The organism is Pseudoduganella danionis, assembly GCF_009720775.1.
Taxonomy (GTDB): domain Bacteria; phylum Pseudomonadota; class Gammaproteobacteria; order Burkholderiales; family Burkholderiaceae_D; genus Rugamonas; species Rugamonas danionis.
This window is the reverse complement of the sequence record NZ_WNKW01000001.1, coordinates 1,462,847-1,488,960: the sequence shown is the minus strand read 5'-3', so window position 1 is coordinate 1,488,960 and position 26,114 is coordinate 1,462,847. Positions and strand designations below refer to the sequence as shown.

Here is a 26,114-nt window from a genome sequence, read left to right as displayed (position 1 = left end):
TTGTTGATGCCGCGCCCGCTTATTCCTGCGGCGTGGTCTCTTTGAACTTACCGTAGCTCATCAGCTTCTCGTGACGCGCTTCCAGCAGGTCCTTGGTCTTCATGCCGTGGAACTGACGCAGCGAATCAGCCAGCGCACGCTTGAGCAGCGTGGCCATCTGTTTCGGATCGCGGTGTGCACCACCCAGTGGCTCGTTGACGATCTTGTCGATCAGGCCCATGGCTTTCAGACGGTGGGCCGTCAGACCCAGTGCTTCGGCCGCATCGGCTGCACGCTCCGATGTCTTCCACAGAATCGAGGCGCAGCCTTCCGGCGAAATCACCGAATAGGTCGCATATTGCAACATCAGCACGGCATCGCCCACGGCAATCGCCAGTGCACCGCCAGAACCGCCTTCACCGATGATGGTGGCGATCAGTGGCACTTTCAGTTCGGCCATCACGTACAGATTGTGGCCGATGGCTTCCGATTGGCCGCGCTCTTCCGCGTCGATGCCGGGGAATGCACCCGGGGTGTCGACGAAGGTGAAGATGGGAATACCAAATTTTTCCGCCAGCTTCATCAGGCGCATCGCTTTGCGGTAGCCCTCAGGCTTAGGCATGCCGAAGTTGCGCATCGCGCGTTCCTTGGTGTCACGGCCCTTCTGGTGGCCGATGACCATACAGGCCTGACCGTTGAAACGGGCCAGACCGCCGACCACGGACAGGTCGTCCGCATAGGTGCGGTCGCCGTGCAGTTCGTGGAAGTCGGTGAAGATTTCGTTCACATAGTCCATGGTATATGGACGCTGCGGATGGCGCGCAATCTGCGCGACCTGCCATGGGGTCAGCTTGGCGTAGATATCTTTGGTCAGTTGCTGGCTCTTTTTGGCCAGACGGTCGATCTCCTCAGAGATATCGACCGCCGAATCGTCCTGGACGAAACGCAGTTCTTCGATTTTGCCATCAAGTTCGGCGATCGGTTGCTCAAAGTTGAGGAAAGTCGTTTTAGTCATTGTACCTCCGTGTTTATTCTCCGCCGTGGGGTCTTGCAGACAAGCATGATAAGACCTCGCTCAGCGATTAGAGTGTCTATTCTACAGCAAGCGGATCGAGACTACGCCATAAATACCATGTCGCCACCGTACGCCAGGGCTCCCAGTTGGCCGAAACTTCGCGTGCATCGCTGCGCGAAACCGGCTCGCCGGAGAAGTAATTCTGGCTGATGCCCTGGATCAGACCGGGGTCGTCGAGCGGCAGAACATTAGGCCGCAGCAGGTTAAAAATCAAAAACATCTCGGCCGTCCAGCGGCCGATGCCACGAATTTGCGTGAGTTCCGCAATCACCGCTTCATCGTCCATCTGGTCCCACTGGGCAGTATGAACGCGCTTGTTTTTGAAGTGGTCGGCAAGATCAAGGATGTACTCGGTCTTGCGCTTGGACAAACCGCAAGCAGCCAACTGCTCGGCACCAGCCTTGATGATCTGAGCCGGCGTGCATTTCGGGCTCAGCAGCAATAGCTTGGCCCAGGCAGCATCGGCCACCTTGGCCGTCACCTGCTGCCCTACAACGGAACGGGCCAAGGTCGTGAACGGGTCGCTATGGCCGACCAGATACAGGTCGCCAAATTGCGGAATCAGCTTTTTCATGATGCGATCACGCTTCATGAGCTCGATTTTGGCCTGCTCCCAGTACGGCGGTACTGCCGTGACCGGGCCTGCGCCCCCGTTATCCTTGGCCGTGACCATTATGCGCGGCGCCAGTTGGTCGTGCCGTCAGGCTTGTCTTCGAGGATGATGCCAGCAGCCAGCAGTTCGGCACGAATCCGGTCGGATTCGGCGAAATTGCGGGCCTTCTTGGCCGCAGCGCGCTGTGCGATCGCATCAGCAATCGCTGCATCGCCTGCGCCGCCCGCTTCGCCTACCGAAGCCTGCAGGAAGGCTTGCGGGCTGCGTTGCAGCAAGCCCAGCACACCGGCCAGCGCTTTGAGCTGAGCCGCCACGCGCGGCGATTTCGACTTGTTCAGCTCGGTTGCGAGTTCGAACAGGGCCGCTACGGCCAGCGGGGTATTGAAGTCATCGTCCATCGCTTCGGCGAAGCGGCGGGCCTGCTCGCCCTGCCAGTCCAGCGCCGAACCATCGTCGGCCACGCCATCCAGCGCCGTGTACAAACGGGTCAGTGCGCCACGCGCGTCGTCGAGGTGAGCGTCCGAGTAATTGAGCGGGCTGCGGTAGTGGGCGCGCAGAATGAAGAAACGCACTACTTCGGCATCGTATTTTTTCAGCACATCGCGGATGGTGAAAAAATTGCCCAGCGATTTGGACATTTTCTCGTTATCCACGCGCACAAAGCCGTTATGCACCCAGTAGTTCACGGGAGGACGGCCAAACGCGCCTTCCGACTGCGCGATTTCGTTTTCGTGGTGCGGGAACTGCAGGTCGGCACCGCCACCATGGATGTCGAAGTGTTCACCGAGCAGTGCCGAGCACATGGCCGAGCACTCGATGTGCCAGCCCGGACGGCCCTTGCCCCACTTGGAATCCCATTTCACTTCTTCCGGTTCGGATTCTTTCGAGGCTTTCCACAGCACGAAGTCGAGCGGATCACGCTTGCCCGTGTTGACATCCACGCGCTCGCCCGCGCGCAGATCGTCCAGCGATTTGCCGGACAGGCGGCCATAGTTATGGAAGTTACGCACGGCATAGTTCACATCGCCGTCTTCACCCTGATAGGCCAGATTCTTGGCCTCGAGTTTTTCGATCAGGGCCAGCATCTGCGGCACATACTGGGTCGCGCGCGGCACCAGCGTCGGCGGCAATATGCCCAGCGCCTGGGTATCTTCATCCATGTACTGGGTGAAGCGGGTGGTCAGCTGCGAGATAGTTTCGCCGTTTTCTACGGCGCGCTTGATGATCTTGTCATCGATATCGGTAATGTTACGGGCGTAAGTCACCTCGTAGCCGGAAGCCATCAGCCAGCGGTACATCACGTCGAACGCCATCATCATGCGCGCATGGCCGATGTGGCAGTAATCATAGATGGTCATACCGCATACATACATGCGGACTTTGCCAGCTTGAATCGGTACGAAAGTCTGCTTGTCACGCGCTAGCGTGTTGTAAATCTTTAAATTGCTCATCGGCTCTTGCTATGTTCTCTTTATCGGCGCGACCGGCAGGTACACCCGTTTAATCTTTCCACTCTGAAGGAGTAGAATGGGCAAGTATAGCATTGATAAAAACCGCATAGTCCCGATATGCCTTATGATTTTTTGGCAATTCGATCTACACAACACCGCCTATAACTAGACAAGGAAGTAACAATGCAAGTATCCCAGCCTACCCTGTTCGGCAAACTGATGTCCCTGTTCGCAGGCGTGGCCCTGTCCGGCGCCGCACTGGCTGCTACGCCAGCGGCCGCTCCAGCCACCCCGCAGGTAGAAATCAAAACTACCATGGGGGATATCGTGGTGGAACTGAACGGTGAAAAAGCCCCTAAAACCGTGGATAACTTCATCAACTATGTGAAGGCAGGTTTCTATAAAGGCACGATTTTCCACCGCGTCATCGATGGTTTCATGATTCAGGGCGGCGGCTTCGACGAGAAGCTGGTGCAGAAAAAAACCAACAAACCCGTGCCCATCGAATCGCAGAACGGCTTGACCAATAACACCTATACCATCGCCATGGCGCGCACCGGCGACCCGAACTCGGCCACTTCGCAGTTCTTCATCAACGTGGCCAATAACGACGCCCTCAACTACCCGGGCCGCGACGGCTTCGGCTACACCGTGTTCGGCAAGGTGGTGAAGGGTCAGGAAGTGGTGGACCGCATCAAAGCCGTGCTGGTGGACGACAAGGGCAGCTTCCAGAACATCCCTGTGGTACCCGTCGTGATCAAGTCGGCCACAATTTTAAAGACGCCTATCGCGCCAAAACAGTAAAATAGCGCCCTTATGGCTATTTCAAAATGCGCGCAGCGAGGCGCGGCGACGAAGACAGTGCACTTGCACGGCGAGGAGCCGCAACGAAGCTGCGGGCCTTTTGAAGTAGCCTATTAGCTTCATTGTTCACTCAGGATAAACATATGACCAACGTAATCATCACCACCAATCTGGGCAACATCACCGTTGAACTGAACGCGGAAAAAGCCCCTAAAACCGTTGCCAACTTCCTCGCCTACATGGAAGCCGGCCACTACAGCAACACCATCTTCCACCGCGTGATCGACGGTTTCATGATCCAGGGCGGCGGTTTTGAACCAGGCATGAAACAGAAGCCGACCGAAACCACGGTAGAGAATGAAGCCAAGAACGGCCTGAAAAACGAGCCGTACACGCTGGCCATGGCCCGTACCTCGGCACCGCACTCGGCTTCGGCACAGTTCTTCATCAACGTGAAGAACAACAGCTTCCTGGACTACCCAGGCCAGGACGGCTGGGGCTACGCTGTGTTCGGCAAAGTTACCGCCGGCACCGAAGTGGTTGACCAGATTAAGAAAGTCAAAACCACCCGCGCCGGCATGTTCGCTGACGTGCCAGTGGAAGACATCATCATCGAGAAAATCGAACTGGCTGCCTAATTCACTAGGCTGACAAGTCGGATTCCTTATGACGACTCACAACACGCGCGCCGGCCAGACCGGCGCGCTGTTTATCTCCGATCTGCATCTGCAGTCCGGCCAGCCCGCCACCACGGCGGCGTTTCTGCGCTTTCTGGAGCAGCAGGCTAGGCACACGCAACAACTCTATCTGCTGGGCGACCTGTTCGAATATTGGGCCGGTGACGACGACCTGCACGACGATTATCATCAACAGATTATTGCCGCCCTGCGCGCGCTGAGCGACGCTGGCGTGGCCATCTACTGGATCGCAGGCAACCGCGATTTCCTCGTCGGTGCCGAATTCGCCCGGACTGCCGGTGTGACCCTGCTGACCGAACCTCACGTTGCCACCATCGCTGGTCAGCGCGTGGTGCTGCTGCATGGCGACGCCCAGTGCACCGAAGACACCCAGTACATGGCTTTCCGCGCCATGGTGCGCCAGCCCGCATGGCAGCAGCAGTTCCTCGCCACGCCGCTAGCCCAGCGCAAAGCCATCATAGCCGGCATGCGCGAAAGCAGCCGCAAGGATCAGGGCAACAAAAGCTACGACATCATGGATGTGACACCGGCCGCGATTGCTGCCGTGTTTGCCGAAACGGCATGCGACGTGATGATCCACGGCCATACGCACCGCCCAGCCCTGCACGTGCAAGACGGCAAGCGCCGCTACGTGCTGCCCGACTGGGAGCCGGAAGCCACGCCTGCGCGCGGCGGCTGGATCGCCATCGGCCTCGATGGCGCCATCACGCGCCACGCGCTGGATGGCACAGCGCTGGTGGACTAGGTTTTTTTTCCGGTTTTCTAATCCCGACTAGAACGCACTAGTCCACACTAAAGCACACTAGCCAGCCCTAAATCCCGCCCGCCTTAACGTGGCAGCGCGGCCATGGCCGCCTGCAGCCGCCGTATCAGTTCCTGATTCATGTCGCGCGTATGGCGGTTCCAGCGATCCATGGTGCGCTGCAGTTCCGCATACAACTGGTGCGCTTTGGCAGCATCGCCTTGCCCTGCCGCCCAGATCGCATACTCGGCTTGCGTAGCAAAGCTGTTGTAGCGCGCCAGCGCATGATCGAACTCGGCACCCGCCTCGCTGGCACGGCCAGCCGCCGCCAGCGCCTGTGCCAGCAGCAAGGTCACCTGTTCGCCACGGAAGCCGGCATCACTGGTGCGTATGGTCTGCAGATGCGTCACTGCCGCGCCGGCATTACTCGCCGCCAGACTGGCACGGGCCGCACCGAAACGGATTTCCAGATCGCCCGCAAACGGCCCCTGCAAACAGGCTTCATAAGTGGCCGCTGCCTCAGCAGCAGCGCCTGCCGCCAGCTGGGCCGCCGCCAGCCGCATCTGGTTCTGTGCCGTCGGCGTGAAATCATAGGCTTCGCGTGCTTCGCGCAGTTCGCGTCCCGGGTCCATCGCGCGTGCGGCCACGGCCACTGCCTGCCGCGCCCCATGGTGCAGCTTAGAATCAGGCAGGTAGATGGCGATGAAATACACCACACTCCCCAGCAGCGGGAACATAAACAGGATCATCAGCCAGTACAACTGCTGACCGCTACGGATCACATGCACGGCAAAAAACAGTGCTATCAGCACATGCAGTCCAACACCAAATATCGTCATTACGCTTGCTCCCCTCTAGGCGAATCTCGCGCATTGTAGAAGTGTTTGCCCGCGCCCACAAGAAAGCTTGCCTATTATTTAAGGTAGCTGCCACTGCGGGTAACGGTACGTTACAAAAAACCGATGGCGGACTGAGGTAAATAGGCATAAATTACCACGGAGCAATACCACGTACACCCAGACCAGCGCGAAGGACGCCGCCATGCCCACTCTCACCGCGAACGCTGCTTCGCGCTTTCTCGCACAAGCGTCCATGGGCGCCACGCGCGCCGAAATCTCCCGCGTTCAAAGCTCGGGCTATGCGGCCTGGATAGATGCCCAGCTGGCTGCGCCGCGCTCCGGCACGCGCTGGGACTGGCTGGTGGACAAAGGTTATAGCAACGCCAGTTTCCGCAATTCCGAACATGGCTTCGACGCCTGCGCATGGCGCAAGCTGATCAGCGCCCCCGACACCTTGCGCCAGCGCGTGACGCTGGCCCTGTCCGAAATCTGCGTAGTAGCCATCAGCGGGCTGGTGGGGGCACCGTGGCGCAGCTTCTCGGCCGCTGCCTATCTCGATCTGCTGGAAGATCACGCTTTCGGCAACTACCGCAACTTGCTGGCCGCCATCTCGACCAGCGCACCCATGGGGCAGTATCTGACCTTCCGCGGCAACGCCAAGCAGAACCCCAGCACGGGCGCGCTACCCGACGAAAACTATGCGCGCGAAATCATGCAGCTGTTCAGCATCGGCCTGATCCAGTTGAATCTCGATGGCACGCCAAAACTGGTGAATGGCAATCCGCAGGAAACCTATGGCCTCAGCGACATCACGGGGCTGGCCCGCGTCTTCACGGGCTGGGACTTCGACCTGACGGGCACCAGCAAAGACACGCCGGACTTCCTGCGCCGTCCTATGCTGCAGATCGCCAAACGCCATGAAACAGGGGCTTCCACCTTCCTCGGCAGCACTGTGCCGGCCGGCCTGTCCGGGGCCGATGCGCTCAAGGCTGCGATCGACATCATTTATGCTCATCCCAACGTGGCGCCATTCATTAGCCGCCAGTTGATCCAGAAGCTGGTCACCAGCAATCCTTCGCCAGCCTATGTGGCCCGGGTTGCGGGCGTATTCAATAACGATGGGCGTGGCGTCAAAGGCAATCTGGCCGCCGTCGTCAAGGCGCTGCTGCTCGATCCCGAAGCGCGCAACGAAGCCTATATCAACGCCAGCTACGGCAAGCTGCGCGAGCCCATGCTACGTCTGGTGGCCTGGGCACGCGCCTACAATGTCAGCTCGGCCGGCGACAACTGGGCCATCGGCAACACCAGCGATGCGGCCACACGGCTGGGACAGAGTCCGCTACGCTCACCCTCCGTATTCAATTTCTACCGGCCCGGCTATGTGCCGCCGAACAGCGCGATCGCCAAGCTGGGGCTGGTGGCGCCCGAGTTCCAACTGACCAATGAATCGTCCGTGGTCGGCTACGTCAACTTCATGCAGCGCATGATCAGCAAAGGCATAGGCGACGTGCTGCCCGACTACAGCAGCCTGCTGCCGCTGGCCGCCAATGCGCAAAGCCTGCTGGCCGAAATCAATCAGGTGCTGGCGGCCGGCCAGCTCGGCGGCGCCACGCTGGGTCTGATCCGCGGCGCGCTCGACACCATGCCGGCGAATAGCCCGAACGCCTTGAATAACCGCATCTACGCCGCACTGACCATGGTCATGGCCGCGCCGGAATACCTGATCCAACAATAAGAGGCCGCCATGACTACCGAACTCTCCCGCCGCGCCTTCCTGCAACGCGCTTCTGCACTGGCCCTGAGCGGTGTAGCCTCGCCGCTGGCCATCAATCTGGCCGCGATGGCCGAAGCCTCGGCAGCCAATGCCAACGATTACAAAGCTATCGTCTGCGTGTTTCTGTATGGCGGCAATGACTACGCCAACACGCTGGTGCCCTATGACGCCAGCAGCTTCAACAACTACTTCAATCTACGGCCGAATCTGGCCTACCAGCGCAGCGCACTCGGCAGCACCGTGCTGAGCACCGCCAACGCGCCCGTCGACGTCAACGGTGTGGCGCACCAGTACGCGCTGGCACCCGAACTGGCGCCGCTGATGCCGATCTACCATGCCGGCAAGCTGGGCGTGCTGCTCAATGTCGGCACGCTGGTCCAGCCCACCACCAAGCAGCAGTTCGCCAACAAATCCGTGCCGCTGCCATCCAAGCTGTTCTCGCACAACGACCAGCAATCGGAATGGCAATCGTCCATGCCGGAAGGCGCTTCGACGGGCTGGGGCGGCATGCTGGGCGATCTGTTCGCCGCCGGGAATGGCAATGCGACCTTCACCTGCGTCAACGTTTCCGGCAACGCCGTTTTCCTCGCCGGGAAGCAGGCGGTGCAGTATCAGGTGTCGACCAGTGGCTCGGTACCGTTTGCGGCGCTGCAGAAACCCCTGTTCGGCTCGGCCTCCTGCAGCAACGCCCTGCAAACCCTGATGACGCAGGCCCAGCCGCACCTGATGCAGTCCGACTATGCCCGCATCACCCAGCGTGCGATCGCTGCCAACGATGTGCTGACCTCGGCGCTGGCCGGCAGCAGCGCGCTGAATACGCCCTACCCGGCCAGCAACAGTCTGGGCGACCAGCTCAAGATGGTGGCACGCATGATCGCCGCCGCACCGGCACTGGGCGCCAAGCGGCAGGTGTTCTTCGTTTCACTCGGCGGTTTCGATACCCATGATGGTCTGGTGACCCAGCATCCGGTGCTGATGAAAACCGTGGCCGATGCGGTGGCAGCGTTCTACCAGAGTACGGTAGAACTGGGCGTGGCGAATCAGGTCACCACCTTCACGGCGTCCGACTTCGGCCGCACGCTGAGCGGCAATAACGATGGCTCCGATCACGGCTGGGGCAGCATGCATTTCATGCTGGGCGGCGCCGTCAAAGGCGGACGCTATTACGGCACGGCGCCCGTGGTGGCAGCCGATGGTCCCGACGATGTGGGTCAGGGCCGCTTGCTGCCCACCACTTCGATCGCCCAGTATGCGGCCACGCTTGGTAGCTGGATGGGCGTATCGAATAGCGACTTGCTGGCCATGCTGCCCTCGCTAGCCAACTTCAACGCCAGCAGCCGCAATCTGGGTTTCCTCTAAAGCCTACTGGGCCGGCTGCACGTTGGCCAGCAGCGCGCCGGGGCGGGTGCTAATCCCCGTCAGCACAAACTGCACACCGCCGTAACGCAGTTCGTCAGGGCGGAAGGTGTGCACCGGCACATCGCGCAGCGACGATTCCGCCAGCAGATTGGCCACGCTGGCCACCTGATTCTGCTTGCCCTCATCCATGCCGCGCATGGCGAAGCGGTCCACGTGTGCATCGCTCAAATACACGGTATTGCGCGCCGTATCCACTTTCAGCCGTCCCGACAGCACCATGCTGCCCTGCCAGTTCTGGCGCGCCAGCAGCGGCGTCACCTGCACATCAAGCGAGAGGGAAACGCGGTCGTTCTCGGCCAGGATGGCCAGCTGCGGGTGGCTCAGTTCCAGTTCAAAGATACCGAGCATGCGCTGGTGCACAGGGAATTTACGCTCCAGACTCTGTTGCAATTTACTCTGGGGTAGCTCCAGCTGACGCGGGCCTATCAGGGTGGCGCAGGCAGCCAGCATGGCGCCGCAGATCAGGGCTATGGCCCAGCGGGAATAAGAGGTCAGTACAGGCATACGCAGTCCGGTGAGTCTATCGTGCCGCCATTATGCCAGCGCCACAGGCAAGATCCTGCTCTTGTAAAAAATGCTTGCAAATTCAAAATCTAGTGTTATAGTTCACTACAACACCACTCCATCAACACACAGCAAGGGGACTACATGTATGTCTGCGATAGGCTGGAATGACAATGCGCCGATTTATCGGCAACTCAAGGAGCGGGTTGTAGGCATGATGCTGGACGGCGTACTCAAGCCGGGCGACGCCCTGCCCTCGGTACGGCAGATCGCCGCCGAATATCAACTCAACCCGATTACGGTTTCACGCGCCTACCAGGAGCTGGTAGACGAAACGCTGGTAGAAAAAAGAAGGGGACTAGGTATGTATGTGACTGAAGGCGCCCGCGACAAATTGCTGGCCACGGAACGTGAACGCTTCCTGCGCGAAGACTGGCCCGCCATGCTCGAACGCATCCGCCGGCTGGGGCTGGATGTTGCCACCCTGCTCAGCGTACCGGCAGCGGACACGGGAGCAGCATCATGAGTGCCATCATCACTGCCAGCGGCCTACGCAAACAGTATGGCAAGCGCGCCGCCATCGACAACCTCAGCTTCAGCATCGCAGCTGGCCGCATCGTCGGCCTGATCGGTCCTAACGGTTCCGGCAAGACCACCACGCTGAAAGCCATCCTCGGCCTGACCCGCTTCGAAGGCGAACTGTCGGTACTGGGCATGGACCCGCGCCAGCAGCGCGATGCGCTGATGAACGATGTGTGCTTCATCGCTGACGTGGCCATCCTGCCCAAGTGGCTGAAGGTAAAGCAGGCGCTCGATTTCGTCGAAGGCGTGCATCCCCGCTTCGACCGCAGCAAGGCGGAAAAATATCTGGCCCAGACCAAGCTCGATCCGGAGATGAAGGTCAAAGCCATGTCCAAGGGCATGGTGGTGCAACTGCATCTGGCGCTGGTGATGGCCATCGACGCGCGCCTGCTGGTGCTGGACGAACCCACGCTGGGGCTGGACATCCTGTACCGCAAGCAGTTCTACCAGCACCTGCTGGAAGACTACTTCGACGAGAACAAGACCATCCTGATCACCACCCACCAGATCGAGGAAGTCGAACACATCCTCAGCGATCTGATGTTCATCCGCGACGGCAAGATCGAACTGTCTGCTTCAATGGACGAAGTCAGCGAACGCTTTACGGAAGTGATGGTGGAAGCAGCCAGCATCCCTGCTGCACAGGCACTGCAGCCTATCCACCAGCGCGCCGTATTCGGCAAAAGCATCATGCTGTTCGACGGCGTACCGCGCGCACAGCTGGCCAATCTGGGCGAACTGCGCACGCCAGCGCTGGCCGATCTGTTCGTCGCCACCATGAAAGGAACCTACGCATGAACACCATGAAATGGCTACTCAAGCGCGAAATGTGGGAAAACAAAGGCATGCTGCTGTGGACACCTGTCGTGGTGGCTGCCGCGGTGGCGATACTGGCCATCACCTCTATTTTGCTCGGCAAAGATGCCAGCTTCGCCGAAGCGCAGGAAGCCTTCTCGATCGGCACCATCACCATCGAAGGCAAGGCCCGCACGGTGATGATAGAGACCATCGCGCAGGGCTATATCATGGCCGCCCTGCCCGTGCTGGCCTTACTCAGTCTGCTGGTATTCTTCTACTGCCTGGGCGCCCTGCATGACGAACGGCGCGACCGCAGCCTGCTGTTCTGGAAATCGCTACCCGTTTCCGATACTGCCACGGTGGCCTCCAAAGCCATCCTCGCGCTGGTAGTGGCGCCGCTGATCACCATACTGGTGGCCATCGTGCTGGCTCTGGCGATACTGGTAACGGGCTGCGTGCTGCTACTCAGTCACGGCACCAATCTGTTCGGCGGCCTGCTGCTCAGCCCCGACCTGTATCTGTCGCCATTGCGCCTGCTATCGCTGCTGCCCGTGTACATCCTGTGGGCCCTGCCCACCGTGGGCTGGCTGCTGATGGTGTCGAGCATGGCCCGTTCCAAAGTGTTCCTGTGGGCCGTCGGCACGCCTGTCATCACCTCGCTGCTGCTGCTGTGGGCCGACCGCATGCTGCATCTGGGGCTGGATGCGGGCTGGTTCACGGCCAACGTCACCAACCGCATACTGCTCGGCGTAATCCCGGGTAGCTGGATGGGCTTCGAGGCGCACAATGTACAGCAGCACCTGAGCGCGCAGCACCTGCCGCCCCTCGAATCGGCCTACTACGCTTCGTGGCATACCTTGACGGGAGCATCGGTCTGGCTGGGCGCCGTCGCCGGCCTCATCATGCTGGCCATCGCGGTGCGCATGCGCCAGCGCCGCGAGGAAGTGTAAGCCCTGCTGCAGTGGCGGCCAGATGCTGCGCCGCCACTGCAGCCTCAGCTTCTAGCTGACAGCTCTCCCGCTTACGCAACAGATTGTGCAGAAAGTTCTTCTAAGCAAGCTATTCATGTTAGAATGATCGCAACATCGTTTTTCTGACAAAAAAGTCGTATGCGGCTACCCATCCTGGCAGCATTCTGTCTGGTCCTGTTCCAGCTACCGGCACATGCGGAACTGGTGCGCGCCTGCGCCGATCAGGCCGAAATGCCGCCGTTTGTCTACGCCGAACGCAACGATGGCCGCAAGAGCGAACACATTACCGGCGCCAGCGTAGACCTGCTGCGCCGCATCGCCGAACGACATGGCTGGCAGATCGAAGTCCAACTGCTGCCGTGGGCACGCTGCGTGGCGCAAGTGGCCAGCCAGCAGATCCAGATCGCCGTCAACATCAGCGCCAGCGATGGCGTCTCGAATGCGCTGCAGACCAGCGCACCCTACTACACGCTGCACAATGTCTACTACACTTCGCGCCGCGCGCGTCCGGCCGGGATCAAGCTGGCCAAACTGGCCGATCTGAAGAACTACCATGTGTGCGGCATGGGCGGCTACCGCTTCGAAGCCTATGGCATCAGTACCAGCAGCGTCGATCGCGGCACCACCATCGGCTACGAACAGCTAATCAACAAGCTACATCTGGGCCGCTGCGACCTGTTCATTTCCAACCGCGAAACCATGGCCGGACAGTATCTGATCAACCCCAGATTGCGCGGCATGCTGGTCGATGGCACGCTGGTCCAGCAGGCTCTGCCCGGCGTGGCCACCCAGGAGCTGTATTTCGGCGTGGCCGCCGATAGTCCGCAAGCGGCCAGCCTGCTGCAGAAGCTCAATGCTGGACTGGAACGCCAGGAAAAAAACCATACTTTCGAGACCTTGCTGGAGCGTTATCTACAATGACTGCCCACTCTGCCCGTCTGGCCGCACTCGCCCTCTGCCTGCCATTGGCAGCGAGTAGCTGTGCCGAGGAAGGCCTGCTGGCCAGCAGCGCCAGCCCCGCCATGCAGGTAGCACCGGCCGCACTGGCACTCAACGGTTTCGGCACGCTGGGCTTTGCCCGTTCCAGCGAACGTGGCGCCGACTTCGTGTTCGACAATCTGCAGCCCAAAGGCACGGGGCGCAGCCACGAATGGTCCAACGATGTGGATAGCCGTCTAGGCTTGCAGCTGACGGCCAATCTGCAGCCCAACCTATCGGCCGTGTTGCAAGTGGTGAGCGAATACCGCTGGGACGGCACCTACACCCCCATGGTCAACTGGGCCTATCTGCGCTACGCCGTTACACCGGCGCTGAGCGTGCGGGTGGGCCGCATAGCACTTGACAGCTTCATGGCCTCCGATTCGCGCAAGATAGGCTACAGTAATATCACGGCGCGCCCGCCCACTGAAGTCTATCGCCTGCTCGCCCTGCGCGACAGCGACGGCATCGATGCCACCTACCGCTATAGCGACCGCGACTTCGTCAACACTGTCTCGGTGTTGTACGGCAAACGCACCGTCACCAACACCCGCTCCGTCAACGTCCATTCGACGGATGTGGCGGGGCTCTTCGAGCGCTTCGAACAAGGGCCGCTCACCGTGCATGCGGCCTACCAGCAGCGCCGCGTGGATAACCAGAATCCGCCGCTGGGAAAATTCATGTCGCTGGGAGTGGCGTGGGACCCGGGGCCGTGGTTTGCTTCGGCCGAATGGGTCAAGGCCATCAACTACAATGCCAGCAATCTCAAGATCACCCGCGCCGCGTGGTATCTGAACGGCGGCGTGCGGGTGGGTGACTTGTCGCCCTATGTCACGCTGTCCGAACTACGCCCCATTTCCGATACGGGGCAGGCGCCCGTAGGCCAGCATACCTATGCCGCCGGCGTGCGCTGGGATATCCATCGCAACATCGATGTCAAATTCCAGTGGGATCATCTACGCCTCAACGACCATTCTTTCGGCACCCTGCAGAACGTCGCACCAGGCACCAAGGCAGGCGGCAAGGTCAACGTCGTCAGCGTGCTGACGGATTTCGTGTTCTAGGGTGGCCTCCATGAAAACCCTGCCTACCCTGCTCGCCCGCCTCATCCTGCCGTTGCCATTGCTGCTGGCCCAACCTTTGCCTCTGCACGCAGAGATCATCGTCATCGTCTCGGTGAAAAATCCCGTGCGCACGCTGAGTAACGAACAGGCTGTCGATCTTTTCCTCGGCAAGAATAACGACTTCCCCAACGGCAACAAGGCCGTGCCGCTGGACCAGAGCGAAGGCGCCGGCATCCGCGATAGCTTCTACCGCAAGACCACGGGCAAAGGACCAGCCCAGATGAATGCCCACTGGGCGCGCATGCTATTTACGGGACGCGCACAGCCCCCCGTCGCCGTGGGCGATAGCGAAGCGGTGAAAAAACTGGTGGCGGCCGATGCCAGCCTGATAGGCTATATCGACCGTGAGGCACTGGACAGCAGCGTACGCGCCGTGCTGTCCATTCATTGAAGGGCTTATTCGAACTGGCGGCGGAACTCGGCAAACTGCGCACTCAGTTCTTCGAACTGCTGGCGTAGTTGCTGCACTTCCTGCTCGAGTGCAGCAACGCGGCTACCCTGCCCGCCCGTGCTGACCGAGCCACCCAGACTGGCCGCCGTTTCTTCGCGCGCCAGTGCAGCTTCGCCAGCCAGCAGATGGCCATAGCGCGGTTCCTTGGTACCGGGTGCGAGCGGCAGGCGCGATACCAGCGGCGGATATTTATCGATCAGGAACTGCAAAGCCTGTTCCACATCGGCCACGCTCTTGAATTCGTGCAGGCGCCCGCTGCGGTTGCGGATTTCACCGGCCGTCTGCAAACCGCGCAGCATCAGCATAGTCAGCACCGCCAGCTTGTCCTGTTCCAGCGACCACTTGATGCGCATGCGGTGCTCATACTTGGTCACGCGCGCACCGGCCTGCGTAATGCCGTTCACATACTTGGCCTGCATCAGCCGCTGCAGCACTTCCGCCACCATCTCTTCCGACAGCGACATCACGGGATCGCGGCTCGATAACTGGTTACAGCCATTCACCAGCGCATTCAGCGACAGCGGATAGTTATCCGGCGTGAGCGCTTCTTTTTCGGCCAGCACAGCCAGCACGCGGATTTCGTAGGGGTCCAGCAGTTCTACCCCGTCAGGCGACAATTCCATCCATACTCCCTTATTCCACCAGCTTGTTGAGTTGATCGGAATTCAATTTATCACATTCGGCCAGACCCTGACAGTGCAGGCCCGCCGCCTTCAGCGTGGCCAGTATGCGCTCGATCTGCTGCTCCTGCGTGACGGCGTGATTGATCAGGCCATGCAGCGCCTTGCTGAGCGGATCATCGCCATTCGGCGTCACGCCGTAAGCGCTGAATAGCTGCGCAGTAGAACTCAGATTGGTTTCCTTTTGCACGATGTGGGCCGGATTGCCCACGGCCGTAGCGCCAGCCGGCACAGGCTTGAGCAGCACCGCATTCGAGCCCACCTTGGCATATTCGCCCACCGTGAAAGCGCCCAGCACCTGCGCACCGGCGCCGACGATCACGCCGCGCTCGAGTGTCGGATGGCGCTTGGCGCCCGTGTGCAGCGAAGTACCGCCCAAGGTCACGCCCTGATAGATGGTGCAGTCGTCGCCGACGATGGCGGTTTCACCGATCACTACACCGAAGCCGTGATCGATGAACACGCGCTGGCCGATCTGTGCACCCGGGTGGATCTCGATGCCGGTAATAATGCGGGCAAGGTAGGAAATGAAGCGGCCCAGCCACTTCATACCGTGATGCCAGCACCAGTAGGCCCAGCGATGCATGACGATGGCATGCAGGCCCGGATAGCAGGTCAGCACCTCCCAGGCGTTACGGGCTGCGGGATCGCGTTCGATGATGCTGTTAATGTCTTGGCGCAAACGATGGAACATAGGGAAAGCCGGAAAAACCACTGAAACGACGATGGTAGCGTATTCAGTGCAAGGTTGCTGGACAGGCGAAAAAAGCGGGGAGGACGCAGCAGGGAGAGACGGCGGCCTCTCCACTGGAGCGCCGCCGCAGGCAGAACGGGAAGCTTAGGCTTCCTGTGCCATACGCTGACGGCGCGCTTCGTACAGACAGACGCCCGATGCGACGGACACATTGAGACTTTCGACCGAACCGAACATGGGGATATTCACCAGCACATCGCAAGTTTCGCGCGTCAGGCGGCGCATGCCCTCGCCTTCGGAACCCATCACCAGCGCGCACGGGCCAGTGAAATCGGCTTCGTACAGGCCTTTGTCGCCATCGTCGGAAGTGCCGATCAGCCAGATGCCGCGGTCTTTCAGCTCGCGCAGGGTACGGGCCAGATTGGTCACGGTAATGTAAGGCACGGTTTCGGCTGCACCGCTGGCCACTTTGGCGGCCGTCGCGTTCAGGCCTACCGCGCGGTCTTTCGGCACGATCACTGCGTGTGCACCGACACCATCGGCCACGCGCAGGCAGGCGCCCAGATTGTGCGGATCGGTGATCCCGTCCAGCACCAGCAGCAGTGGCGGGCCGTCGATGGCATCGAGAAGCTCGTCGAGGTTACGGGCCAGCGACAGTTGCGAGGCAAACGCGATCACGCCCTGATGGCGGCGCGTGCCGACGATCTTGTCGAGGCGCGACGAGTCCACCGGCATCACACGCACACCGGCGGCCTTGGCATTGGCCACCAGATCCTGCATGCGGCGGTCGGTACGGCCCGCATCGATAAAAATCTCTTCCACGGACGATGCCTCGTGACGCAAACGCGAGGTCACAGCGTGGAAACCAAAAATCATTTTATTCTTCATTGTTTATCGCTTCTTCTTACTTTTTGAGGCAGCTTTGGCTGCCCGGGGTGCTGCCGCAGCACTCGCTCCGGCATGTGTTTTATGGCCACTCTTGGCCTTGCTCCGGCTGCTGGCTGGCTTAGTTGCTGGCTTAGTTGCTAGCTTATTGGCCGGCTTGGCCGCAGCCTTGCCTTTGCCCTTGGCCGCTGGCGCAGCGACAGCCTTGCTGGCCGCCTTGAGCACGATCTTCGGACCGGGACGTGCTGCCGGCACGCTAGGACCGGGACGCAGATTGGTCTTGTCGGCCTTGGATGGCACGGCCGCCTTTTCTGCTGGCGCATCAACGCCGGCCAGACGCAGATCGATCTTGCGGCTTTCCAGATCCACCCGCACCACCTGCACATGCACGCGGTCGGTCAACTGGAAAGTCTTGCCGCTACGTTCGCCGCGCAGTTCATGACGCGCATCGTCGTACTGGAAGAAATCGGCGCCGAGGTCAGTCACGTGCACCATGCCTTCAACGAATAGCTGATCGAGCTGGACGAAAATGCCGAAGCTGGTCACGCCGGTAATCAGGCCGGTATACTCCTCGCCCAGCTTGTCCTGCATGAAGTAGCACTTGAGCCATGCTTCCACATCGCGCGACGCTTCGTCGGCGCGACGTTCGTTGGCCGAGCAGTGTACGCCCAGCGCATCCCAAACGGTCAGGTCGGCGGCTTTCTTTTCCTTGCCTTCGGCCTTGTCCTTGGCCTGCTGCTTGCGGGTGGCGTTCGATACGCTGGTGTTGAGCACACTGGTATCGGCCACTTTCGGCTCGTATTTCTTGCCCAGCAAAATAGCCTTGATGGCGCGATGGGTCAGCAAGTCCGGATAGCGGCGGATCGGGCTGGTGAAGTGCGCATAAGCTTCATAGGCCAGACCGAAGTGGCCGATATTATCAGGGCTGTACACTGCCTGCTGCATGGAGCGCAGCAGCATGGTCTGCAGCAGCGATGCGTCAGGACGCTCTTTCACCTGCCGCATCAGTTCCGCGTAATCGGCTGCCGCCGGCTTGTCGCCGCCGTTCAGATTCAGACCGACCTGCTTGAGGAAGGTGCGTACCTGCTTGAGCTTTTCCACCGTCGGACTGGCGTGGATACGGTAAGTACCCGGATGCTTGTGACGGATCAGCAGATCAGCCGCGCAGACGTTGGCCGTCAGCATGCACTCTTCGATCAGCTTGTGCGCATCATTGCGGGTACGCGGGATGATCTTCTCGATCTTGCCAGACGGGTTGCAGACGATATAGGTTTCGGTGGTTTCGAAATCGATCGCGCCGCGTTCCGTGCGCGCCTTCAGCAGCGCGTGGTACACCTCGCACAGATTCAGCAAATGCGGCACGATCTGCGGACGGCGCGCCGCTTCCGGGCCCTTGGTATTACCGAGGATCTCGGCCACTTCCGTGTAGGTCAGACGGGCGGCCGAGTGGATCACGGCCGGATAGAACTGGTAAGCCTTGATCTCGCCTTTGGCCGTGACGACGGCATCGCACACCAGCGTCAATCGGTCGACGGCAGGGTTCAGCGAGCACAGACCGTTGGACAGCTTTTCCGGCAGCATGGGAATCACGCGGCGCGGGAAGTAGACCGAAGTACTGCGCTGCAGCGCATCGGCATCGAGCGCATCGTTGGGTTTGACATAGTGACTCACGTCGGCAATCGCCACGATCAGACGGTAAGCCTTGCTGCGGCCGATCTTGATCGGTTCGCAGTAGACCGCATCGTCGAAGTCGCGCGCATCTTCGCCATCGATGGTCACCAGTGGCACATCGCGCAGGTCGACCCGTTCGCCCCAGTCGGATTCTTTCACCACGTCAGGCAGCTTGTTGGCCTGCTTGAGCGCAGCGTCCGAGAAAATATGCGGCACGCCGAACTTGCGCACAGCGATTTCGATTTCCATGCCGGGATCGTCGAGCGAACCCAATACTTCCACGATCTTGCCCACCGGCTGCTTGAAGCGCATAGGCTGTTCCGTCAGCTCCACGCTAACCACCTGCCCTGCCTTGGCCTTGCCGATAGAACCTTCCACCAGCACGTCGTGGGCAATGCGCTGGTCTTCCGGCGCGACTATCCAGGCGCCGTTCTCGTTGAGCAGGCGGCCGATGATGTGGGTATTCGCGCGCTGCACCACCTCGACGATGGTGCCTTCCTTGCGGCCGCGGCGATCCGTGCCAACCACGCGGGCCAGCACACGGTCGCCGTGCAGCACTTTCTGCATTTCCTTATCGGGCAGGAACAGGTCCTCGCCGGGCTCATCGGGAATGACGAAGCCGAAGCCATCCTTGTGGCTGCTGACACGGCCGGCAATAAAGCCCGTTTCCGTGACCAGTGCAAAGCGGCCTTTGTCATCGATATCGAGTTGGCCATCGCGCTGCATGGCATTCAGGCGGCGCGACAGCACGGCCTGCGCATCGGTGGCGACTTTCAGCGCTTTGGCGACAGCGCGCAGATCGAGCGGGCCCTTGGCGCTGCGGAAAATGCCGAGAATATCCTCCCGGCTAGGAATGGTATGGGTAATCTGATTCAAAAGTATTTCTGTGGTTATATTGACAGTATTCAGAGGGAATCCGGCCTGGCAAAATCATCGGGTGCATATATATGGCGCGACGACAGCCGTAGTGTACTTGGAAACGCCCTGAAAGACTAATTTGCCCCCGGTTTCAGCCGGAGGGGCTAAAAAATTTTTTGCGCGAGCCTTTGACAAGCGAAAAATTTCCTCTATAATCTTGGTCTCTTGCAGCGACAACGTTGAAAAACAAAGTCAAAGCAGGAACTGCTAGACAGGGTTGATGTGCAGTAAGGAACGAAAGTTCATCTGGCGCGATACTCTCCCCGTCGTTATAATAGCAGAGTTGTTGAGCAGCATCAGTGCCCACGTGGCGGAATTGGTAGACGCGCATGGTTCAGGTCCATGTGCCGCGAGGTGTGGGGGTTCGAGTCCCTCCGTGGGCACCACAGAATTCCGCAAAAGCCTTCTTCAGTACTTGACGCGATCTTGATCGTGTTGTGACTGAAGAAGGCTTTTTTTATTGGCGCGCCTCCTTCGACACGACACCCAGCGCAGCCTGCACGTCCGGCTGGTTTTTGATCAAGCTCGTAATGGCATCAATCACCACCGCTGGATATTGCTCTTGTATCCGATGATTAGCGGACAGTGAGCGCACTTCGGCCTGCGGGTAGTAGCCGCTCATACGGCCTTCTGCGATATCGGGATCGATCGCCCACACACCGAAATCTTCCGCATAAATAACACCACTCAGAAGGTCTTTGATGAGGCCTTGCGGTTTGTGCTGTTGCGGCGAGGACTGTGCGACGATACGTATCACCGGCTTGCGATAGAAATCAGCCGGCTCCATCACATACTTGCCCATCAAATCGATGTTGGCGATTTCCTGTCTGGCAGCCTTGGACGCAAATATCCATAAACCGAACCGGGTAAACCAAGGGAACTCGCTATACGGCTTAACCACACCTAGCGGTAAAGCATCCACCAAAACCATTCCATCCACTTGCTCAGGATATCGTTTGGCATAGGCTTGAACATACTGCCCACCCAGTGAATGCCCCACCAGTACATAAGGCGGGCTGAACCCGCGCTCTTTTAGCAATTGGTGCAAGCGCAGGCTCTCCGCCTCCGGACTTGGGTCGACATCGCCGCGCACGCTGCGCCCAACACCGGGCCGATTGTAGAACAGCAGATTGCAGCATTGCTTGAGCCCGGCCGCGACAGCATTCCAGGTAGAAAAATCTAACAACAAGCCATTTTCAAACACGATAGTCGCTCGCGCATTGGGGGAGCGATGCTCTGCATATTCGATGATCGTGGAATCAAACTGGCCAAGCTTCGCGCTCAAGCCCACCGCTCCCGCAGGGTCTGGCTGCGCTGGCGTTTGTGCGCGTTCTTGTGCCATGCACGTCCAATTGAGACCGAGCGTGAGCAACAGCAAGGCGATAAATCGGCAGTGTCGAATCTCGATAAAGGGCGGCATTAGTTTTTGGTCCTCGACTAGTTGTGAATTGCCATGGGTTTGCTGGGTGTTCAACAGCTTGTCAATCGGCGACGAGCATAACAGCGAAGGGCACGCTGAAGATCGGTGGTCAGATTTTGATTTCCCCTTTGGCGATCACTTTAATGCACGCGTCTACAACCGACTCATCATATTGCCTACCGCGACCTTTTCGAAGTTCTTCAAGTGCTGCGTTGATACCTAAGGCGCTACGATACGGGCGATGCGAGGCCATGGCGTCTATCACATCCGCGACCGCGATGATCCTTGCACCGATTAGTATTTGTTCGCCTTTGAGACCACGCGGATACCCAGTCCCATCGATGCGTTCATGGTGCTGCCTGACCATTTCAGCGATAGGCCAAGTGAAGTCGATGCCCTTCAGTATTTCGTATCCGGTATCGGGGTGAGTTTGAAGCATGCCACGCTCAAGTTCAGTTAACCGAGTCGGCTTCGTTAATATCTCTGCGGGAATCCGAATTTTCCCGATGTCGTGCACCTCCGCCGCCAGTACTATCCCTTGAATTTCTGTGCCAGGAAGTCCAAGTTCGCGCGCGATAGCTTCGGCTAAAGTTGCAACCTTGCGCTGATGCCCACCCGTGTAAGGATCGCGCATTTCGAGCGTACTCGCAATTGCCCGAACTGTTGCCTCCAGACTTAGTCCCAGCCGTACGGCAAAACCATCACGCGTCTCGCGATTGCGCAGTGCTCGAATCCCAAAGCTAACATCACGCGCCAGATCCGAAAGTAACTGCATTTCGTGAGGAGTGAAGTGATCTTTCGACGACGAGTAAATTGTGAGGGCGCCGAATGCGTCACCATTTTCGTCAATAAGCGGCAATGCGCTGCTCGAACTGAATTGGTGGTCGATTGCCATTTTGCTCCACGGCGCAACCGCAGGATTCGATTTGAAATCCCTATTGAATTGCGCCTGCCTCAGACGTATCGCCAATCCGGTCGGACCCTGTCCATATTCGTCATCCGCCCAAGATACTTTAATACCTTCCAGATATCCATTATTTTGGCCGCCGAATGCAACTGGCCTCACTTGCCTGCCATCGCCAGAATCACAATAGCCTATCCAAACCATACGGTAACCACCTACACGAACAAGCGTTTCACAAACTCTGCTCAGTAGAGATTTTTCTGTCTCTGCAGAACTGATGGTGCGCCCACATTCAATCAGTACTTGCAGTGCCCGATTTAATCGCACAATTTCACTTTTCGATTCCAGCGAGATCGCCATCTGACTGATAGTGCGTGCGAGAACGCCAATCTCGTCATCCCTGCGCGTGAGCTCGGGGTTATTAAAGGTTTGCCCTTTGCCCAAGCCCTCGGCGGTCTTGGAGATACTTCTAAGTGGGCCTAATAAATAATGCTCCGTTCCAAACCATGCAAAGACAAGTATTAATGCCCCGAGCAATACCACCGGGGCGCTATAGATAAGCAATTGCCGATCCGCGCTTTGAGTAATCAGCGGCAAGGGAATGGACGCCCACCAGTAGACCGCTCCGCTGGCCGTCTTTGCGACGGGAGAGTAGCTATGTAGCGTCGATTCGCCACGTTCGTTATCGACAATTGCATCGCCCTCCCCGCCTTGACGGAGTAGTTGCGCAAAACCTAGCTCCTTGGACGCAATCCTGCCGGCGTGAAGTGTATCGGTCGGAAAATTAGCGACCACCGTCCCCGACTCTGTTACGAGAGCGACATTAGTCCCATGGGGAAAGAGCAACGCAAGCGACTCGCGGTTGATGCGCTCCAGATCCAGCGCAGTAACAATTATGCCTTCTGTTTTTTGCGCTTGATTTTTGAATCTATGCGCAAACGGCAGTACCCATTTTCGCGTGAATTTTCCAATGATCGGCTGACCAATCACAGCCTCGTCAGACTCAAGTGCCGCTCGAAAGAAATCTCTGTCTGAAATATTGATCGGTTCTTCGGACGAACGGGCCGAACATATAACCTCACCAGCCAGATTGGCAATGAAGATATTGGCGAAATTCGGATCGAAATCCACTAACGTTTTCAATGTCCGCGGACATGTGGCCGATTTTGCGAAATGGATCAGCGCAGGGTCGCTGCCTGTCTGGCTGGAGAGTGTATGGGCCTTGCGCACGGACTCTACTTGTTCTTTAGCGATCGCTTTTGAAAGCAATTGCAACTGCTGACGGGCATTCTGCAAATCGCTGTGTCTGCGTTCGACTGCAGAAAACACCAGTGCCGTTGATACAACCACGAAGATTGCGCACATCAATGCCAGCAATCTAAATCGAATACTTTTCATGGGATTTGATTAAATAGACGTCATAGGCAGGCAAACTATCCTCCTCTACCCAGTTGGTTATTCCGGCACAGGCATCGTGACATAATCGATCAGGCGCGCAAAGGACTCAGGCTCCATGGAATGAATACGCGCACCACAGCGAAATAAGCCCGTCGCCTCATGCAAAGCACTGTAAACAACTTCTATCCTGACTGAGTCAACAACATTCTGACCTGGAAACCGGAACTGTAACTCATAGAATGCCGAGGGTCTCAACTGTCCATTAGAAAGAAAGCCCACCCCGTTACGAGACAGATCGATTAGGTGAGCATTGGTCGGTGGGCTGCCATCGAGTGAAATCACCGTACTTGGAACAGTAAGGAGTCTTCTGGCATGTTCGCGACGGCTGTCCATTTATTTTGACGATGTATTAAGTAATTTAAGGAATACTTATGCTCTAAGTGGAACCACGCTGTCCGGCCGACGTCTCCCCAAATTCGCCAGCACCTAACTTTACAGTCGGCAGCTTAATATTACCGCTTTATCGATCAGTTTCTAAGCATAGTTTGCCTAGTAAGTCCTACCGGCGGTCTCGTCGGCCAACTATCGCCGCATTGCCGCCGTCATGACTGAATGAGCACCTGAACCTTAGCCTGGCCGGAAATCCAGTATTCACTCCGTTATGCGGCCAGATGAGCATCACTTAACCCTGGGTGAAATGCGGGGCCGTGACAATTAGAGAGCTTTCTCTGCCCTTCAGTCGCTATGCTGGCGTCTGTGTGTGGGCGCTGGTCCAAAACGTTTTTATTGCCTGCACTGTCTCGGAATTAACCATTTTTAGTCAGAGCGTCAACTCTTGTTGAAGTTAGCTACATGAAAAGATTCGCTTTCCTTGCCTGTTTTTTAGCCTCGCTGTGGTGTCATTCTGCATTGGCCGACGAGCTTAAAAATTTCGGGACACAGGTGTCATATTTTTATTTAACTCCTACACCTGAGGCATTCGATGTCTTTCAGAAAAATGCTGAAAGATTCCGCAACGAGTTCGAAAAAGCAGGCAAAGGTTACGATGTACTTGTAGCCGTGATGATTGCGAGGATTTCGCAACAGAACAACTGGCCAATCAGCGCAGGCATTATCGGCCTGCGTGCCAAAGAAATAGTCGATGGCCAATCGCGGCTGGCTAAGTATGTGGCTGATGATACTCAGGTCAATGCAGCAAAGCTCGATATATGGTGGGCAAGCTTCTTTGCCACGGGCGATGAAGTGTACTTGGCCAACATTTTGCAATACGCTGGTCTGGAATTGCCGAAGGCCGACGTAGAACGGATGCTGATAATTCAGGCTGCAAGCTGGTCGTTCAAAGCCAATTGCCGACAACATCCCAAAGTACTGGCGTTTGCAAGGCAACGCCTGGCATCGCCCCACACTTCCGAAGCGCAGACCAAGTTTATTCGAGACGCCATAGCCTTCGCAGAAATAGCCAGTCCAGCTCAATAAAAAATCAACTCGCTGCCTTGTTGTTAGCCGGTTCTTGGGCGGCACAAGCACAGACTGCAATTCCTCAGATTGCCCCGACGCCACAAGGGCCTGGTCCCAAGTCACTGGTATTATCCAATCCGTCACAATTCCAAGACGTCGGAGTACAAAACCCTAGATTGTCCAACAGCATAGTCAACTGGCACGATGAGCAACATTCTTAAATCCGTAAAACATGCAGTGGGAATAGTGGGCTTGGCCGGCAGTCTGCAGGCTGGCGCAGCGCCCACGTGGCAGGTGTTTGAGTGGCTTGAAACTGAAGTGGTTCCAGGAGCTGGCGTGGTCAAGTCCAGCGTAATCCTGCCGATCAAGGTCAATGGCGTCGATTGCTACGCTCAACTTGACACGGGTGCTCCGAATACGCTGATCTGGCACCAGCCGGCCACCACGGAGCAGCCACTCAAGGAGTTCGATATCGAGATTGCGGGCCGACATCAGCTGGTCAAGGGCAGCTCGGTACAGCTTGATATTCTTCGCGCCTGCAAGAAGGCGCTCATCGCAACCATCGGTAATGCTTTTTTTGACGATGGCACCTTGACCCTGGATCTGAAGAACGCGCGCTTTAGTTTCTCATCAGGCTCGACGCTCGAACGAGAGCCCTTGTCCCATCCGTTTGCGTATCCGCGCTGGTCGGGCTATGAAGGCGGCCACATCATAGTGCAGCTAGTCCTACCGAATGGCCAGGAGGGTGACGTTCTTTTCGACACGGGCGCCGCATCGTTTGGCTTGTCCGCGCTGACCGAGAACGACTGGCGCATGATGACTGACAATGTCCCCCTGCGCGCCTCGGCAACCGTGCGCGCATATTCTGTCAATAGCTGGGGCAAGCAAATCCCATGCTTTGACACGACTTTACCAGGCAACCTGCAAATTATTCCAGGATTGTCCATCGCAAACTCGAGAATTGCTTATTGCGCACAAGAGTCGTTCAAACCCGGCCAGAAACTGGTCGCTCTGCTCGGCCTGCGTGACCTGAGTGACCGCGTGGTCACGCTGGATTATCCCGCGCGCCGCTGGATGATCAGCCAATAGCCCATCCTTGGTGCCTTGCCCCGCTGCTGACATGCGTACTGATAGAACGACCTCAGAGCCGTGGCTATCCGACTGCGCAAAATTAGGTTGTAGGCCGCCTCGAGGCTAAAGCAGGTGGTGACCGAAAGCGAACTCCGCAAGCCCAGGCGTCGACAGCTTTGCCGCGGTGGCAGATGCAAAGGAAATGAAATAATT

General features: G+C 58.3%; 25 protein-coding genes and 1 tRNA gene. 14 read left to right on the top strand and 12 right to left on the bottom strand.

Annotated features, from left to right (window positions below; genetic code table 11):
* Positions 1–19 precede the first annotated feature (19 nt).
* The 3 genes from GM655_RS06445 to cysS form a co-directional block, all read right to left on the bottom strand.
* Complete coding sequence (locus GM655_RS06445; RefSeq protein WP_155433718.1) at positions 20–994, bottom strand: acetyl-CoA carboxylase carboxyltransferase subunit alpha; 975 nt, start codon at positions 992–994, stop codon at positions 20–22.
* Positions 995–1,070: 76 nt separating this feature from the next.
* Positions 1,071–1,727 carry a DNA-3-methyladenine glycosylase family protein gene (locus tag GM655_RS06440; protein ID WP_155433717.1) on the bottom strand — a complete coding sequence of 219 codons (657 nt, stop codon included), beginning with the start codon at positions 1,725–1,727 and terminating at the stop codon, positions 1,071–1,073.
* Positions 1,727–3,118 (bottom strand): cysteine--tRNA ligase, encoded by a 1,392-nt coding sequence (gene cysS, locus GM655_RS06435; RefSeq protein WP_155433716.1) that lies wholly within the window; start codon positions 3,116–3,118, stop codon positions 1,727–1,729. The genes GM655_RS06440 and cysS overlap by 1 nt, the downstream gene beginning before the upstream one ends.
* Positions 3,119–3,301: 183 nt before the next feature.
* Between cysS and GM655_RS06430 the strand changes: the two genes are divergently transcribed.
* The 3 genes from GM655_RS06430 to GM655_RS06420 all read left to right on the top strand — a co-directional run bounded on the left by GM655_RS06430 (position 3,302) and on the right by GM655_RS06420 (position 5,365).
* On the top strand, positions 3,302–3,922 hold the full coding sequence (locus tag GM655_RS06430) for a peptidylprolyl isomerase (RefSeq protein ID WP_155433715.1): 621 nt from the start codon (positions 3,302–3,304) through the stop codon (positions 3,920–3,922).
* A 143-nt stretch (positions 3,923–4,065) separates the two neighbouring features.
* Positions 4,066–4,560, top strand: coding sequence for a peptidylprolyl isomerase (locus GM655_RS06425; RefSeq protein ID WP_155433714.1), 495 nt, complete (start codon positions 4,066–4,068; stop codon positions 4,558–4,560).
* Positions 4,561–4,588: 28 nt separating this feature from the next.
* Complete coding sequence (locus tag GM655_RS06420; RefSeq protein WP_155433713.1) at positions 4,589–5,365, top strand: UDP-2,3-diacylglucosamine diphosphatase; 777 nt, start codon at positions 4,589–4,591, stop codon at positions 5,363–5,365.
* An 83-nt stretch (positions 5,366–5,448) separates the two neighbouring features.
* Here GM655_RS06420 and GM655_RS06415 read toward each other — a convergent pair whose 3' ends face one another.
* Complete coding sequence (locus tag GM655_RS06415; RefSeq protein WP_155433712.1) at positions 5,449–6,201, bottom strand: hypothetical protein; 753 nt, start codon at positions 6,199–6,201, stop codon at positions 5,449–5,451.
* A 202-nt stretch (positions 6,202–6,403) separates the two neighbouring features.
* Between GM655_RS06415 and GM655_RS06410 the strand changes: the two genes are divergently transcribed.
* Entirely contained in the window at positions 6,404–7,936 is a 1,533-nt protein-coding gene (locus tag GM655_RS06410; protein ID WP_155433711.1) for a DUF1800 domain-containing protein, read from the top strand.
* 9 nt (positions 7,937–7,945) lie between these two features.
* Positions 7,946–9,334, top strand: a complete 1,389-nt coding sequence (locus GM655_RS06405) for a DUF1501 domain-containing protein (RefSeq protein ID WP_155433710.1) — start codon at positions 7,946–7,948, stop codon at positions 9,332–9,334.
* A gap of 3 nt (positions 9,335–9,337) precedes the next feature.
* Here GM655_RS06405 and GM655_RS06400 read toward each other — a convergent pair whose 3' ends face one another.
* On the bottom strand, positions 9,338–9,898 hold the full coding sequence (locus GM655_RS06400; RefSeq protein ID WP_155433709.1) for a DUF1439 domain-containing protein: 561 nt from the start codon (positions 9,896–9,898) through the stop codon (positions 9,338–9,340).
* Between the two features lie 148 nt (positions 9,899–10,046).
* Here GM655_RS06400 and GM655_RS06395 point away from each other — a divergent pair, with 148 nt between their 5' ends.
* From GM655_RS06395 to GM655_RS06370, 6 genes are all read left to right on the top strand, one after another.
* A complete protein-coding gene (locus tag GM655_RS06395; protein WP_155433708.1) occupies positions 10,047–10,424 on the top strand; it encodes a GntR family transcriptional regulator in 378 nt (125 codons plus the stop codon).
* Entirely contained in the window at positions 10,421–11,278 is an 858-nt protein-coding gene (locus tag GM655_RS06390) for an ABC transporter ATP-binding protein (RefSeq protein WP_155433707.1), read from the top strand. Before GM655_RS06395 ends, GM655_RS06390 begins: the two co-directional genes overlap by 4 nt.
* Positions 11,275–12,228, top strand: a complete 954-nt coding sequence (locus tag GM655_RS06385) for a hypothetical protein (RefSeq protein ID WP_155433706.1) — start codon at positions 11,275–11,277, stop codon at positions 12,226–12,228. Before GM655_RS06390 ends, GM655_RS06385 begins: the two co-directional genes overlap by 4 nt.
* Positions 12,229–12,387: 159 nt before the next feature.
* Positions 12,388–13,170, top strand: coding sequence for a substrate-binding periplasmic protein (locus GM655_RS06380; RefSeq protein WP_155433705.1), 783 nt, complete (start codon positions 12,388–12,390; stop codon positions 13,168–13,170).
* Positions 13,167–14,291, top strand: coding sequence for a porin family protein (locus GM655_RS06375; RefSeq protein WP_155433704.1), 1,125 nt, complete (start codon positions 13,167–13,169; stop codon positions 14,289–14,291). Before GM655_RS06380 ends, GM655_RS06375 begins: the two co-directional genes overlap by 4 nt.
* Before the next feature lie 10 nt (positions 14,292–14,301).
* Positions 14,302–14,742, top strand: a complete 441-nt coding sequence (locus tag GM655_RS06370) for a type 2 periplasmic-binding domain-containing protein (protein ID WP_155433703.1) — start codon at positions 14,302–14,304, stop codon at positions 14,740–14,742.
* 5 nt (positions 14,743–14,747) lie between these two features.
* On the opposite strand, the gene GM655_RS06365 is transcribed toward GM655_RS06370, so the two are convergent.
* The 4 genes from GM655_RS06365 to rnr form a co-directional block, all read right to left on the bottom strand.
* The gene (locus GM655_RS06365) at positions 14,748–15,425 is read right to left on the bottom strand and encodes a YceH family protein (RefSeq protein ID WP_155433702.1); all 678 of its coding nucleotides are present in this window, start codon (positions 15,423–15,425) and stop codon (positions 14,748–14,750) included.
* A gap of 10 nt (positions 15,426–15,435) precedes the next feature.
* Entirely contained in the window at positions 15,436–16,176 is a 741-nt protein-coding gene (gene cysE, locus GM655_RS06360) for a serine O-acetyltransferase (protein ID WP_155433701.1), read from the bottom strand.
* Between the two features lie 144 nt (positions 16,177–16,320).
* Positions 16,321–17,064: a 23S rRNA (guanosine(2251)-2'-O)-methyltransferase RlmB gene (gene rlmB, locus GM655_RS06355; protein WP_155433700.1), complete on the bottom strand. Its 744-nt coding sequence runs from the start codon at positions 17,062–17,064 to the stop codon at positions 16,321–16,323.
* Between the two features lie 3 nt (positions 17,065–17,067).
* Entirely contained in the window at positions 17,068–19,608 is a 2,541-nt protein-coding gene (gene rnr / locus GM655_RS06350) for a ribonuclease R (protein ID WP_155433699.1), read from the bottom strand.
* Positions 19,609–19,951: 343 nt separating this feature from the next.
* Here rnr and GM655_RS06345 point away from each other — a divergent pair.
* Positions 19,952–20,036, top strand: a tRNA-Leu gene (locus GM655_RS06345).
* A gap of 71 nt (positions 20,037–20,107) precedes the next feature.
* On the opposite strand, the gene GM655_RS06340 is transcribed toward GM655_RS06345, so the two are convergent.
* Genes GM655_RS06340 through GM655_RS06330 form a run of 3 tightly spaced genes read right to left on the bottom strand, consistent with a single transcriptional unit; the run spans position 20,108 to position 23,765 of the window.
* Positions 20,108–21,124 carry an alpha/beta fold hydrolase gene (locus tag GM655_RS06340; RefSeq protein WP_229632393.1) on the bottom strand — a complete coding sequence of 339 codons (1,017 nt, stop codon included), beginning with the start codon at positions 21,122–21,124 and terminating at the stop codon, positions 20,108–20,110.
* A 55-nt stretch (positions 21,125–21,179) separates the two neighbouring features.
* Complete coding sequence (locus tag GM655_RS06335) at positions 21,180–23,372, bottom strand: HD domain-containing phosphohydrolase (protein ID WP_155433698.1); 2,193 nt, start codon at positions 23,370–23,372, stop codon at positions 21,180–21,182.
* A 57-nt stretch (positions 23,373–23,429) separates the two neighbouring features.
* Complete coding sequence (locus GM655_RS06330; protein ID WP_155433697.1) at positions 23,430–23,765, bottom strand: PilZ domain-containing protein; 336 nt, start codon at positions 23,763–23,765, stop codon at positions 23,430–23,432.
* A gap of 459 nt (positions 23,766–24,224) precedes the next feature.
* Here GM655_RS06330 and GM655_RS06325 point away from each other — a divergent pair, with 459 nt between their 5' ends.
* Together GM655_RS06325 and GM655_RS06320 are read left to right on the top strand one after the other, a co-directional pair.
* Complete coding sequence (locus tag GM655_RS06325; protein ID WP_155433696.1) at positions 24,225–24,848, top strand: hypothetical protein; 624 nt, start codon at positions 24,225–24,227, stop codon at positions 24,846–24,848.
* 186 nt (positions 24,849–25,034) lie between these two features.
* Positions 25,035–25,919, top strand: a complete 885-nt coding sequence (locus GM655_RS06320; RefSeq protein WP_155433695.1) for a hypothetical protein — start codon at positions 25,035–25,037, stop codon at positions 25,917–25,919.
* The last annotated feature ends 195 nt before the right edge of the window (positions 25,920–26,114 follow it).

Coding starts and splice junctions, on each gene's coding strand:
- GM655_RS06445 (WP_155433718.1), bottom strand. CDS start 994: ATGACTAAAACGACTTTCCTCAACTTTGAGCAACCGATCGCCGAACTT.
- GM655_RS06440 (WP_155433717.1), bottom strand. CDS start 1,727: ATGGTCACGGCCAAGGATAACGGGGGCGCAGGCCCGGTCACGGCAGTA.
- cysS (WP_155433716.1), bottom strand. CDS start 3,118: ATGAGCAATTTAAAGATTTACAACACGCTAGCGCGTGACAAGCAGACT.
- GM655_RS06430 (WP_155433715.1), top strand. CDS start 3,302: ATGCAAGTATCCCAGCCTACCCTGTTCGGCAAACTGATGTCCCTGTTC.
- GM655_RS06425 (WP_155433714.1), top strand. CDS start 4,066: ATGACCAACGTAATCATCACCACCAATCTGGGCAACATCACCGTTGAA.
- GM655_RS06420 (WP_155433713.1), top strand. CDS start 4,589: ATGACGACTCACAACACGCGCGCCGGCCAGACCGGCGCGCTGTTTATC.
- GM655_RS06415 (WP_155433712.1), bottom strand. CDS start 6,201: ATGACGATATTTGGTGTTGGACTGCATGTGCTGATAGCACTGTTTTTT.
- GM655_RS06410 (WP_155433711.1), top strand. CDS start 6,404: ATGCCCACTCTCACCGCGAACGCTGCTTCGCGCTTTCTCGCACAAGCG.
- GM655_RS06405 (WP_155433710.1), top strand. CDS start 7,946: ATGACTACCGAACTCTCCCGCCGCGCCTTCCTGCAACGCGCTTCTGCA.
- GM655_RS06400 (WP_155433709.1), bottom strand. CDS start 9,898: ATGCCTGTACTGACCTCTTATTCCCGCTGGGCCATAGCCCTGATCTGC.
- GM655_RS06395 (WP_155433708.1), top strand. CDS start 10,047: ATGTCTGCGATAGGCTGGAATGACAATGCGCCGATTTATCGGCAACTC.
- GM655_RS06390 (WP_155433707.1), top strand. CDS start 10,421: ATGAGTGCCATCATCACTGCCAGCGGCCTACGCAAACAGTATGGCAAG.
- GM655_RS06385 (WP_155433706.1), top strand. CDS start 11,275: ATGAACACCATGAAATGGCTACTCAAGCGCGAAATGTGGGAAAACAAA.
- GM655_RS06380 (WP_155433705.1), top strand. CDS start 12,388: ATGCGGCTACCCATCCTGGCAGCATTCTGTCTGGTCCTGTTCCAGCTA.
- GM655_RS06375 (WP_155433704.1), top strand. CDS start 13,167: ATGACTGCCCACTCTGCCCGTCTGGCCGCACTCGCCCTCTGCCTGCCA.
- GM655_RS06370 (WP_155433703.1), top strand. CDS start 14,302: ATGAAAACCCTGCCTACCCTGCTCGCCCGCCTCATCCTGCCGTTGCCA.
- GM655_RS06365 (WP_155433702.1), bottom strand. CDS start 15,425: ATGGAATTGTCGCCTGACGGGGTAGAACTGCTGGACCCCTACGAAATC.
- cysE (WP_155433701.1), bottom strand. CDS start 16,176: ATGTTCCATCGTTTGCGCCAAGACATTAACAGCATCATCGAACGCGAT.
- rlmB (WP_155433700.1), bottom strand. CDS start 17,064: ATGAAGAATAAAATGATTTTTGGTTTCCACGCTGTGACCTCGCGTTTG.
- GM655_RS06335 (WP_155433698.1), bottom strand. CDS start 23,372: ATGAAAAGTATTCGATTTAGATTGCTGGCATTGATGTGCGCAATCTTC.
- GM655_RS06330 (WP_155433697.1), bottom strand. CDS start 23,765: ATGGACAGCCGTCGCGAACATGCCAGAAGACTCCTTACTGTTCCAAGT.
- GM655_RS06325 (WP_155433696.1), top strand. CDS start 24,225: ATGAAAAGATTCGCTTTCCTTGCCTGTTTTTTAGCCTCGCTGTGGTGT.
- GM655_RS06320 (WP_155433695.1), top strand. CDS start 25,035: ATGAGCAACATTCTTAAATCCGTAAAACATGCAGTGGGAATAGTGGGC.